The sequence below is a fragment of the Pseudomonas trutticola BRTCR10 genome, from assembly GCF_056155105.1.
Genome location: NZ_CM149552.1, coordinates 981,038 through 993,729, shown reverse-complemented (window position 1 = coordinate 993,729; position 12,692 = coordinate 981,038). Strand labels below are relative to the sequence as shown.

The 12,692-nt window shown below is 62.1% G+C and carries 6 protein-coding genes; 2 read left to right on the top strand and 4 right to left on the bottom strand.

Annotated elements, in window-relative coordinates:
* Nucleotides 1-88 precede the first annotated feature (88 nt).
* Both ACVVH8_RS04235 and ACVVH8_RS04230 read left to right on the top strand, forming a co-directional pair.
* Entirely contained in the window at nt 89-2,416 is a 2,328-nt protein-coding gene (locus ACVVH8_RS04235) for a TonB-dependent receptor (protein WP_475228701.1), read from the top strand.
* Between the two features lie 235 nt (nt 2,417-2,651).
* Nucleotides 2,652-5,180 carry a PepSY domain-containing protein gene (locus tag ACVVH8_RS04230; protein WP_475231124.1) on the top strand — a complete coding sequence of 843 codons (2,529 nt, stop codon included), beginning with the start codon at nt 2,652-2,654 and terminating at the stop codon, nt 5,178-5,180.
* A gap of 118 nt (nt 5,181-5,298) precedes the next feature.
* Here the strand turns inward: ACVVH8_RS04230 and ACVVH8_RS04225 are convergent, their stop codons facing one another.
* From ACVVH8_RS04225 to ptsP, 4 genes are all read right to left on the bottom strand, one after another.
* On the bottom strand, nt 5,299-6,840 hold the full coding sequence (locus tag ACVVH8_RS04225) for an alkaline phosphatase D family protein (protein WP_475228699.1): 1,542 nt from the start codon (nt 6,838-6,840) through the stop codon (nt 5,299-5,301).
* A 185-nt stretch (nt 6,841-7,025) separates the two neighbouring features.
* Entirely contained in the window at nt 7,026-8,759 is a 1,734-nt protein-coding gene (locus tag ACVVH8_RS04220) for a PTS fructose-like transporter subunit IIB (RefSeq protein ID WP_475228696.1), read from the bottom strand.
* A gap of 11 nt (nt 8,760-8,770) precedes the next feature.
* Nucleotides 8,771-9,712 carry a 1-phosphofructokinase gene (pfkB, locus tag ACVVH8_RS04215; RefSeq protein ID WP_475228694.1) on the bottom strand — a complete coding sequence of 314 codons (942 nt, stop codon included), beginning with the start codon at nt 9,710-9,712 and terminating at the stop codon, nt 8,771-8,773.
* Nucleotides 9,712-12,573 carry a phosphoenolpyruvate--protein phosphotransferase gene (gene ptsP / locus ACVVH8_RS04210; RefSeq protein ID WP_475228691.1) on the bottom strand — a complete coding sequence of 954 codons (2,862 nt, stop codon included), beginning with the start codon at nt 12,571-12,573 and terminating at the stop codon, nt 9,712-9,714. The genes pfkB and ptsP overlap by 1 nt, the downstream gene beginning before the upstream one ends.
* Between the last annotated feature and the right edge of the window lie 119 nt (nt 12,574-12,692).

Sequence of the window (12,692 nt, the reverse complement as noted above, 5' to 3'; positions counted from 1 at the left end):
CAGTGCGAATAACAATGTTTCGCAATTGATACGAATACCTGTTTACCCTATATTCCGCCGCCTCAAATCCTTGGGGAGGGGAATAAAAATGGCACGTCAACACGCACAATTACCGGTCAGTTCACCACGTCTGCTCGCCTCTGCAATCGGCGTGGCTATCACCGCTGGCTCCGCCGGCCACATGGTGTTCGCCGCCGAAAAGACCGACAGCAAAGCTTCCGGCAATGCCATCGCCCTGGACGCTACCGCCATCACTGGCGAAGCACAGGACTCAACGTCCTACCAGGTCGAGAAAGCCTCCTCGCCCAAGTACACCGCGCCGCTGGTCGACACGCCGCGCTCGGTCACCGTTATTCCGCAACAAGTCCTCAAAGACACTGGCGCCCTGAACATGCAGGACGCGCTGCGCACCGTGCCGGGCATCACCTTCGGTGCCGGTGAAGGCGGCAACCCGCAGGGCGACCGTCCGTTCATCCGTGGCTTCGACGCTCAGGGAGACACTTACCTGGACGGCGTGCGCGACACCGGTTCGCAGAGCCGCGAGATTTTCGCCGTCGAGAACATCGAAGTCAGCAAGGGCCCGAACTCCGCCATCGGTGGTCGCGGCGCAGCGGGCGGCAGCATCAACCTGGTGAGCAAGAAAGCACACCTGGGCAACTCGTTCGACGGTGGTTTCACCTGGGGTTCCGATCAGACCCAGCGCTACACCCTCGACGGCAACTACCAGTTCAGCGACACCGCCGCTGGCCGTCTGAACCTGATGAGCCACGAAAGCAACGTCGCCGGTCGCGACAAAGTCGATTACGACCGCTGGGGCATCGCGCCGTCGCTGGCGTTCGGCCTGGGCACCGACACCCGCGTCAACCTCGATTACTACCATCTGGAAAGCAACGACACTCCGGATTCGGGCATCCCTTACACCATCCCGGCCGGCGGTTCGGCAGCACGCACCAAGTCCAACCCGGACAAGCCGTACGCCGGCGGTGACCACAGCAATTTCTACGGTCTGGATCGCGACTTCCGCAAGGGCCGCACCGACACCGCGACCTTCGCCATCGAGCACGATTTGAGCGACTCGCTGACGATCAAGAACACCCTGCGCCACGGCACCAGCATGCAGGATTACATCCTGACCCAGCCGGACGACAGCAAGGGCAACGTCAACAATGGCAGCCTCTGGCGCCGGGCGAATACTCGGGTGAGCAACACCGAGACCACCACCAACCAGACTGACCTGTTCGGTAACTTCTACGTCGCCGGCTTCAAGAACAGCTTCTCCACCGGTGTCGAATACACCCGTGAGGAAAGCCAGAAGTCTTCGTACAACGTCAACACCGACACCACGCCGCGCACCACCAACGTCGCGTCGAGCAGCAATTGCACCCCGTCGATGATCGGCGCGTCGAGCGGCTACAACTGCACCTCGCTGTCCAATCCGAACCCGAACGATCCGTGGAACGGCGCGATCTCGCGCAACTACGCCGGCACCGACACCAAGGCCAACACTTACGCGCTGTATGTGTTCGACACCCTGGAGTTGAACGAGCAATGGCTGGTGAACATGGGTCTGCGTTACGACCACTTCGACACCGATTACAAGACCTACAACGCTGCCGGCACCACCACGTCCAAGGGTGATGACACCAGCGAGTTCGTCACCGGTCAGTTCGGCGTCGTCTACAAGCCTGCGGAAAACGGCAGCATCTACGCCTCCTATGCCACCTCCGCCACGCCACCGGGCAACACCTTGGGCGAAGGTCAGGAAGGCAACCCATTGGGCGGCACCCCGGATCGCAGCGGCAACCTGTTGAGCAGCGACATGGAGCCGGAAACCACCAAGAACTACGAAATCGGCACCAAATGGGATCTGCTCAATGATCGCCTGTCGCTGACTGCGGACATCTTCCGCACCGAGAAAGAAAACGCTCGTGTGCAAGTCGACACCACCTCGTACGAAAACGCTGGCAAGACCCGTGTACAAGGTATCGAGCTGTCGGCCAGCGGCAAGATCACCGACAAGTGGCAAGTGTTCGCCGGTTACGCGTTCATGGACAGCGAACAGGTTGACGGTGGTGACCTGCCGGCCAACAAGGCCAACAACGGTAACGAACTGCCTAACACGCCGAAAAACAGCGCCAGCCTGTGGACCACCTACCAGATCACGCCGAAGCTGACCATCGGTGGCGGTGCGTTTTACGTCGACGACGTTTACGGCAGTGTGGCCAACACCACCATGGTCGATTCGTACGTGCGTTACGACGCGATGGCGGCCTACAAGCTGAGCAAGAACGTCGACCTGCAACTCAACGTGCAGAACCTGACCAACGAAACCTACTACGACAAAGCCTTCTCGACCCATTTCGCCAACCAGGCGGCGGGCCGTACGGCACTGTTGAGCACCAACTTCCACTTCTAAGCGATATTGGAAACTGTAGGAGTGAGCCTGCTCGCGATGGGGTTGTGTCAGTCAGCAAGTTGATTGGATGACACGCCGCTATCGCGAGCAGGCTCACTCCTACAGGGAATGCGCCGTAAGGCGAGGCCCCGTTCACTCAGTTGAACGGGGCTTTTGTGCGTAATCAAAGAAGCTCTCGATAACCCACGGCATAATGCGCGCCGTGAAGACAATTTCCGAATGGACGGCGAGTGACGTGTTGAAGAAAACCCTGTTCCAGTTGCACTGGTTTTTTGGCATCACCGCCGGCCTGGTGCTGGCCTTGATGGGCATCACCGGCGCGGCCTATTCGTTTCAGGACGAGATCCTGCGGGCGCTGAACCCTTCAGTGCTGCAGGTGGAAAAACAAGTCGCTGGCGTCCTGCCGCCCGTTGAACTGGTGGAGCGCATCGAAGCCACTTCGGCGAAAAAAGTTTCGATGCTCTGGGTCGAAACCGACAGCGGCAACGCGGCACGCGTGTATTTCACCCCGCCCAAAGGCGAACGTCGTGGCGAAATGCGTTACTTCGATCCGTACACCGGCGAGTTCATGGGCGACGCCGTCGGCCAGGATTTCTTCGGCCTGATGCTGCAACTGCACCGCTTCCTCGCCATGGGCGACACCGGGCGCAACATCACCGGCGCCTGCACCCTGATCCTGTTGTTCTTCTGCCTCTCCGGTCTGTATTTGCGCTGGCCGCGCCAGTGGAACAGCTGGCGCGTGTGGCTGACCCTGGACTGGCGGAAAAAGGGCCGCGCCTTCAACTGGGATCTGCACTCGGTGGCGGGCACCTGGTGCCTGTTGGTCTATCTGCTGCTGGCGCTGACCGGGTTGTCGTGGTCGTACGAGTGGTACAACAAAGGCCTGACAAAATTGCTGTCCGACGCGCCGCAAAACGAGCGCGTGCGCGGCGGTCGCGGGCCGGCGCCAGAAGGCCCGGCACCGACGGCCGATTACGCGGCGATGTGGAGCAGCATCTACAGCGCTGCCGGCCCGGGTCTGGCCGCCTACAACATCCGCATGCCGGCGGTGGCCGGTCAACCGGCGACGGTGTTCTATCTGCTAGACAGCTCACCGCATGATCGCGCCCTGAACCAGATCACCCTCGACCCGGCCACCGGCATCGTCAAACGCGTCGATCGCTATGCCGACAAGAGCTTCAAGGCGCAACTGCTGACCAGCATTTATGCGTTGCACGTCGGCAGCTATTTCGGCCTCGTCGGGCGCATCATCATCACCCTCGCGGCGGTGTGCATGCCGCTGTTCTTCATCACCGGATGGCTGCTGTACCTTGATCGTCGCCGCAAGAAAAAGCAGATCAAGGATGCGCGCAAAGGTCTGCAAGAACCGGCCGGTGATGCGCCGGCATGGCTGATCGGCTTCGCCAGCCAAAGCGGTTTCGCCGAGCAGCTGGCGTGGCAGACCGCCGGCCAATTGCAGGCCGCCGGGTTGCCGGTGAAAGTGCAGCCGCTGGCCAATGTCAGCGAGCAGGATCTGCGCGAATCGAACAACGCGCTGTTTGTGGTCAGCACTTTTGGTGACGGTCAGGCACCGGACAGCGCCCGTGGTTTCGAGCGCAAGGTGCTGGGCAATGCCGCCGCCCTCGACAGCTTGAATTACGCCGTGCTCGGGCTGGGTGATCGTCAGTATCAGCATTTCTGTGGTTTCGCCCATCGCCTGCATCAGTGGCTGGGCGAACACGGTGGCAAGACCCTGTTCGCCCCGGTGGAAGTCGACAGCGGCGATCCGTACGCCCTGCGTCACTGGCAAACCCAGCTCGGCCTGCTCACCGGGCAAGCGCCGGTCGACACCTGGCAAGCGCCTAGCTACGACAACTGGACGCTGCTGCGCCGTGAGCTGATGAACCCGGACAGCAGCGGTTCGCCGGTTTATCTGCTGGGCCTAAGCGCTCCGAGCACCAGCAGTTGGCTGGCCGGTGATCTGGTGGAAGTGCTGCCGCGCAACTGCCCGTGGGTGATCGAACACTTCCTCGACGGCCTCGGCATTCGTGGCGAAACCCTGGTGAAAATAAACGGCCTCGACGAGCCGCTGGAAGTGGCACTCGCCTCGCGCCAACTACCCGAGCATCGCGCCCATCTGGTCGGTCTGCATGCGCAGGCGCTGGTCGATGCGATGGTGCCGCTGGCCATGCGCGAATACTCGATCGCCTCGATTGCCGCCGACGGCGTGCTGGAGTTGATCGTGCGTCAGGAACAGCACTCCGACGGCAGCCTCGGCATCGGCTCCGGCTGGCTGACCGAGCATGCGCCGGTGGGCGGCAGCATCAGTTTACGGGTGCGACGCAACAGCGGTTTCCACCTGCCGAATCAGCCAGTGCCGATGATTCTGATCGGTAACGGCACGGGTCTGGCCGGGTTGCGCAGTCTGCTCAAGGCGCGGATTGCCGACGGTCAGCAACGCCAGTGGTTGCTGTTTGGCGAACGCCATCGCGAGCACGATTTCCTCTGCCGTGCGGAGCTGGAGGAGTGGTTGATCAACGGTGATCTGGCGCGGCTGGATCTGGCGTTTTCGCGGAATCAGGAACAGAAGATTTATGTGCAGGATCGCTTGCGGGAATCGGCTGCGGAGTTGAAGAAATGGCTGGCGGACGGTGCCGTGATCTATATCTGCGGCAGCCTTCAGGGGATGGCCTCTGGCGTGGATCAAGTGCTCCACGACATCCTCGGCGCGGCTGAGGTCGAAAGACTGATCGAGCTGGGCCGCTATCGTCGCGACGTCTACTGACATTACTCATCCCCCTGTGGGAGCGAGCCTGCTCGCGAAGGCGATCTGACATTCAGCATTGATGTTGATTGAAAGTCCGCTTTCGCGAGCAGGCTCGCTCCCACCGGGGACACGGTGATCAAACCGGCTGCAACTTCTTCTCAAACACCGCCACCCCATTCAAATCCCGCAACACCACACTCATCTCCCCGCTCTGCCCTTCAATATTCACCTCGCCAAAAAACTGAAACCCGGCAAACGGCGAAGCGTTTTGTGTCGGCGGCGCCTTCTCGAACACGACCTCCGGCCCGAAGGTCTTGTCCAACGGGTTAGGCCCGAAACTCCCGGCATTCAACGGCCCCGCAACAAACTCCCAAAACGGTTCGAAATCCTGAAACGCTGCACGATCCGGGTGATAGTGATGCGCCGCGCAGTAATGCACATCTGCCGTGAGAAAGACGAAATTGCGCACCTGCTGCGCACGCAGGAATCCGAGCAGTTCAGCGATCTCCAGTTCACGTCCCTGAGCCGGCCCCGGATCACCGTTGGCCACCGCCTCCCAACGCGCCACACCCGGACTCACCTCGCCATCCGGCATGCCTAGACCAATCGGCATATCGGCGGCGATCACTTTCCATTGGGCTTTCGACTTCTTCAATCCGCGCTTGAGCCAGTCCAGTTGTTCGCGCCCCAGAAACGGTTTCGCCGCGCCGAGGTTGTCGTCGTTCGCCCCGCGATAACTGCGCATGTCGAGCACGAACACATCGAGCATCGGCCCATAACTCACCTTGCGATAAATCCGCCCGCCACCGTCGGCGGCCTGCAAACGCATCGGCGAATATTCCAGCCAGGCTTTTCGTGCGCGGCCGACCAGGGTGTGGATATCTTTTTCCTGATAGCGCTCATCCAGTTGCTTGCCGGGCGACCAGTTGTTGACCACTTCATGGTCGTCCCACTGCCAGATCTGCGGCACTTCGGCGTTGAAACGGCGGATGTTTTCGTCCATCAGGTTGTAGCGATAATTGCCACGATAGTCGTCGAGGGTCTGGGCGACTTTGCTCTTGGCTTCTGTGGTGAGGTTGCGCCACACACGGCCACCCTCAGTGGTCAGTTGTGCCGGCACCGGGCCGTCGGCGTAGATGGTGTCGCCGCTGTGGATAAAGAAGTCCGGCAGGCGCAGGCGCATGGCTTCGTAGATGCGCATGCCACCAATATCCGGGTTGATGCCGAAGCCTTGGCCGACGGTGTCGCCGCTCCAGACGAAACGGATATTGCGCCGCGCCGTGGGGGCGCTGCGCAAATGGCCGAGCCACGGTTCGCTGGCGACACCCGTGCGGGCGTCCTTGAAATACACGCGATAGAAAATCGCCTGATCGGCGGGCAGCCCGGTGAGTTCGACGCGAGCGGTGAAATCACTGTGGGCATCGGCGAGCGCCGAGATCACCCGACGTGGGTTGCGAAACTGACTGCGGGTGTCCCACTCGACCACCATCCGTGCGGGACGATCGCTGCGGCTCCAGATCATCGCCCGGTCGCCTTGCAGGTCGCCGGACTGTACGCCATCGGTGAGTTGCGGCCGGTCCTTGACCGAGGCGATCACCGCCGGCGCCAGCCCGGGCATCAGCAGCCCGGCGCCAACGGCTTGCATGACCCGACGGCGACCGAGATTGAAATCGCTCATGCTGTTCTCCCTGAGAAAAGGAAAACTAAAGCACGGCTGTATGAACTCGCCATGACACCAGACACACCACAAATCCAATGTAGGAGTGAGCCTGCTCGCGATAGCGGTCAATCTGCCAACATTCATGTCACTGACAGACCGCTATCGCGAGCAGGCTCACTCCTGCAGGGGGGGTATTTTTTCAGTTAAGCCTTCGCGGGTTCCAGCGCCAGCTCGACGGCCTCAGGCCGTTTGACCGTTGCATATACGACGGCCGTCAACAAACTCCCCGCGACAATCGCCAGCAGATACAGCAGCGCATGGTTGATCGCATTCGGAATCGCCAGCACAAACAGACCACCGTGCGGCGCCATCAGTTTGCAGCCGAAGTACATCGACAAAGCCCCGGTCAATGCGCCACCGGCAATGCTCGCCGGAATCACCCGCAGCGGATCTTTGGCGGCAAACGGAATCGCGCCTTCGGAGATAAAGCACAGCCCCAACACCAGCGCCGCTTTGCCGGCCTCGCGCTCAGTCTGGGCAAACTTTCGCCTGGCGATGAACGTGGCGATACCCAGACCAATCGGCGGCACCATGCCTGCGGCCATCGTCGCCGCCATCGGCGCATAACTCTGTGACGCCAGCAGCCCCACCGAGAACGCATACGCGGCTTTGTTGATCGGCCCACCGAGGTCGACGCACATCATGCCGCCGAGCACGATCCCCAGCAGAATCGCGTTGGTGGTACCCATGCTGTCGAGGAAATGCGTGAGCGCGGCGAGCATGCCCGCGACCGGTTTGCCGACCACGTAAATCATCACCAGACCGGTAAACAGACTGGCGAACAGCGGAATGATCAGAATCGGCTTCAGCGCCTCAAGACTTTGCGGCAATGCGACGTATCGACTGATCGCCTTGGCCGCATAACCGGCGATGAAACCAGCCACAATGCCGCCGATAAACCCGGCCCCCAACGTGCTCGCCAACAAACCGCCAATCATCCCCGGCGCCAGACCTGGGCGGTCGGCAATCGAGTAGGCGATGTAACCGGCCAGCAGCGGCACCATCAACTTGAACGCGGTTTCCCCGCCGATCTGCATCAATGCAGCCGCCAGCGTGCCTTGCTCTTTGAACGCGGTGATGCCGAACACAAACGACAGCGCGATCATCAAACCGCCCGCCACCACCATCGGCAGCATGAACGAAACGCCGGTCAGCAGGTGTTTGTAGACACCAGTTTTCTCTTGTTTGGCGGGGGTCTTGCTGTCGCTCGCGGCGCTCTCCACCCGACCTTCGGCGAGGGCTTTTTTCAGCGTGGCTTCCGACTGCTTCAATGCGATGCCGGTGCCACAACGGTAGATTTTCTTGCCGGCAAAACGCTCGGTGGCAACTTCAATATCCGCCGCCAGCAGCACCACGTCAGCCTCGGCAATTGCCGTCGCGCTCAACGGGGTTTTCGCACCGACCGAGCCTTGGGTTTCGACCTGCAAGTCATAACCGAGACGCTTGGCGGTTTGCTGCAACGCCTCGGCCGCCATGAAGGTATGGGCGACTCCGGTGGGGCATGCGGTGATCGCGACAATGCGTGGGGCACGCTGCGCAACGGCAGCGGGAACGGCTTCGCTGGCGACATAAACCTCGGCTTCTTCGGCACCACGTCGCAGCACCGCTTCAACATCTTGCAGGGCTTGCGCCGGAGCAATTTGAAAGACGCGTTTACCAACAAAACGCGTCATGTCGACGTCACCGGTGGCCACCAGCAACACCCACTCCGCCGCTTCGATGGTCGCCGCCGACAATTCACGTTCCGGGTGCGCCGCGTCCACCACTTCAACGCTGGTGCTCCAGCCCTGACGCTGAGCCGCCGCATCCAGTAAACGCGCGCACAGCACACTGGTGACCATGCCGTTCGGGCACGCCGTAACAATGGCTAACTTCATGACAAACCCTCTTATTGTTCTGTCAGGGGGCGCACGCGCACGCCCTGTTCGAGCTGCGCCAGTTGCACGCTGTCGTTGATGCCAAAACCGATCTGCGTGACCGCCATTGCCGCGATTGCGGTGGCCGTACGCAGGGTTTGCTCAGGCGTGTCGGCGCTGAGCAAACCGTGCAGCATGCCGGCCAGCAACGAGTCACCGGCACCCACTGTGCTGGCGACGCTGACTTTCGGTGGCGTGGCATGCAGTGCCGAACCGACGCTGAACCAGTTGACCCCATCGGCACCGTGAGAAATCACCACATGCTCAATGCCTTGCGCATGCAAACGCACCGCTGCCTGCGCCTCGGCCGCGTGGGAAACCACCTCGCAACCGAGGGCATCGGCGAGTTCTTCGGTGTTCGGTTTGATCAGCCACGGACTGGCCTGCAACGCCGCACGCAAGGCTTCGCCGCTGCTGTCGAGGGCGACTTTCAGACCGAGCTGATTCAGTCGCTCAATCAGTTCACGCAACCACTGCGCCGTGACGCCGCGCGGCAAACTGCCGGCGACCACCACCGCGTCATGCCCCGGCGCGATCTGCACCAGACGCTCAAGCAACGCCTGCTGCGCGGCGGCATCGACCACCGGCCCCGGTCCATTTATGTCGGTTATACGGCCGTCGCGCTCGGCGACTTTGATGTTGCTGCGCGTCTCGCCCGGCACGCGGATGAACGCGTCGACAAAGCCGCGCTTTGTGAACAGGGTTTCGAACGCTTGCAGGTTGTCTTCGCCGAGAAAGCCGCTGACCGTCAGCTGATGACCGAGATCGGCCAGCACCTGCGCGACGTTCACGCCTTTGCCGGCGGCGTGGGTGTGCATCTCGTCGCTGCGGTTGACCTGACCGGCCTCCAGACGTGACAGCTCTACCGTGAGGTCCAGCGCCGGGTTGAGGGTCAGGGTGAGAATCTTGGCCATTACAGGGCCTCCACTAATGCACGCACTTCGTTGGCGCTGCCCACGCTGAGGGCTTGTTGAGCAAGGGTTTGCGCCTGGGTAAGGCTGAGTTCGCGTATGCGTGCCTTCACTTCAGCAATGCTGCGGCCCGACACGCTGAGTTCATCGACACCGAGGCCGACCAGCACCGGCACCGCCAGTGGATCTGCCGCCAGCTCGCCGCAGACACCGACCCATTTGCCATGGGCATGCGCGGCGCGCACGGTGATGTCGATCAGTTGCAGCACCGCTGGATGCAAGCCATCAGCCTGCGCCGACAGGGTCGGATGACCACGGTCGATGGCCAGGGTGTATTGGGTCAGGTCGTTGGTGCCAACGCTGAAGAAATCGACTTCTTTTGCCAGCACCGGCGCCAACAGAGCGGCGGACGGTACTTCGATCATGATGCCGAGTTGCAGGTCGGCGACCGGGATTTCCAGACGCAGACGCTCTGTCATGTCGCGGGCCTGACGCCACTCTTCGACGCTGCCAACCATCGGGAACATGATCCGTAGCGGACGGTTGTCGGCCGCACGCAGCAAGGCGCGCAATTGCGCTTCCATGATCTGCGGGCGCTGCAAGGTCAGGCGAATACCGCGCACGCCGAGGAACGGGTTTTCTTCCTTGGCGATCGGCCAATACGGCAGCGGTTTGTCGCCGCCGACATCCAGCGTGCGCACCACCAACGGACGCCCGGCGAGGCCATCGAGGACGCGGCGGTATTCGGCCTCCTGCGTGGCTTCGTCCGGCGCTTGCGGGTGGGCCATGAAAATCAGTTCGGTACGCAGCAGGCCGATACCTTCGGCGCCCTGCTCCACCGCGCTGACCACCCCGGCGCTTTCGCCGATGTTGGCGAACACTTCGACGGCGTGGCCGTCGGTGGTGTGCGCCGGTTGGTGACGTTGTTCGGCAGCAGCCTTGAGGCGCTGCTCGCGGGTGTCGCGTTCTTCGGTGGCGCGTTGCAGCGTTGCCGCATCAGCATCGACGTGCAGGCGACCACGCTGGCCGTCGAGCAGCAACGGCGTGCCCGGCGCCAGCAGCAGCACCGCTGCGCCAGCCCCGACCAGCGCCGGAATGCCGAGAGCACGGGCGACGATTGCACTGTGTGCCGTGGCCCCGCCGCGAGCGGTAAGAATCCCCGCCACCCGCGCCGGATCGAGCCGTGCGACGTCGGACGGGCCGACCTCGTCCATCACCAGAATGTACGGCTGCTCGGGTTCACTCGGGGTTTGCACGCCACACAGTTGCGCCAGCACGCGGCGACCGATGTCACGCAAGTCCGCCGCACGCTCGGCGAGCAAGGCATCCTGTAGCGACTCCTGTTGTTTGGCGGCGGCTTCGATCACCGCCATCCACGCCGCTTCAGCGCTCTCGCCCTGCTTGAGGCGCGTGTCGACTTCATCGGTCAGTTCCGGGTCGTCGAGCATTTCCTGGTGGGTGATGAAAATCTCGCGGATGGCTTTGGCCTTGCTGCGTTCGATCAGGCCCTGGATGTCCGCACGCACATCGGCCAAGGCTTGCTTGAGACGCTCGCGCTCGATGGCCGCAGATTCGCCGCGCAACGGGTATTCGATGGTTTGCTGCACTTGAATGTGCGCCGGGCCGATGGCAATGCCGGGGGCGGCGGGAATCGCTTGCAGCAGGCTGCCGGACGTCGGCGCGATCACAACTTCGGCGATGTCGGCGATCACTTCGCGTTGCTGACTGACGGCCGGCAGGGGCTCGACTTCTTCGCCGAGGCCTTCCTCGATGGCGGCGAGCAACGCGGGCAATGCGTCGGCGGCGATGCTCGGCTCGGCGATCAACTCCAGCACCTGACCACGACGGGCGCCGAGGCTGAGCAGTTTACTCAGGCTCTTCACCGACACGGCGCTGTCCTGGCTGTCGACGATGCGTACGCGGATTTCGCCGTCAAAGCTCTTCGCCAGTTGCGCGAGGATCTTCGCCGGGCGTGCGTGCAGACCGTGAGAGTTGGCCAGCGCGATGCGGGCGCTCGGCCAGTCGGCGGGCAACTCACCACCGAGCACTTCGAGGACTTTACGGCTGCTGGTGGCGCGGCCCAATTCGTGGCCGCGACCTTCGATGAGCAACGCGCACAGACGCTCGAGCAACGCCTGATGCGCTTCGCCGAGACTGGCCAGACAGAACAAGCCGCTCAGCGGCTGGCCGAGGTAACGCATCGGTTTGTCCGGCGTGACGAAAGCCAGGCCCGGACGCTTCACCGTTTGCTCGCTGTGCAGCCACCACAAACCATCGCCCAGCGGCAGCGCTTCGACTTGCTGCAACACGCCAGCAAAGCCGTTGCTCACACAATCGGCCTGACGCAGCAGGCGCGCGCCGCGCCAGACCAGTTCTTCGAAATCATCAGCCGAAACACCGAGGCCGATCATCTGCGCATCCAGCGCCAGTTCCTGCGGCGCGCCTTGCAGCAGTTTCAGCAGTGCTTCGGGCGAACTGGCGCGGCGCAGGGCCTGACCGAGATCGGTCTCGCCGAGGGCCCGGGTCAGCAGTTGCAAGAGACGAAGGTGTTCATCGGATTTGGCCGCAATCCCGATCGCCAGATAAACGATCTGGCCATCGCCCCAATCCACGCCCTCGGGAAACTGCATCAGGCGCACGCCAGTGGCGAATACTTGATCGCGGGTCTCGGGCGTACCGTGGGGAATGGCAATACCTTGACCGAGAAAGGTCGAGCCCTGGGCCTCGCGCGCCTGCAATCCGGCAAGGTAACCATCAGCGACCAGGCCATCGGCCACCAGGTGATTGGCCAGCAATTGCAGGGCAGCGGATTTATCCACAGCCGATTGGCCCATGGATATCTGCTCTATAGTGAGCTCGAGCATGCGATCTCCTTTTTGGCCCTTCAAAGAGCCAGGTATTGTTTTGAATGGTTTGCAGCTTAGGCGCTCTGGGCCATCCTTTTCAGGGGCAGTTTTGGCGGTTTCACGGCAGAACCGGCCAA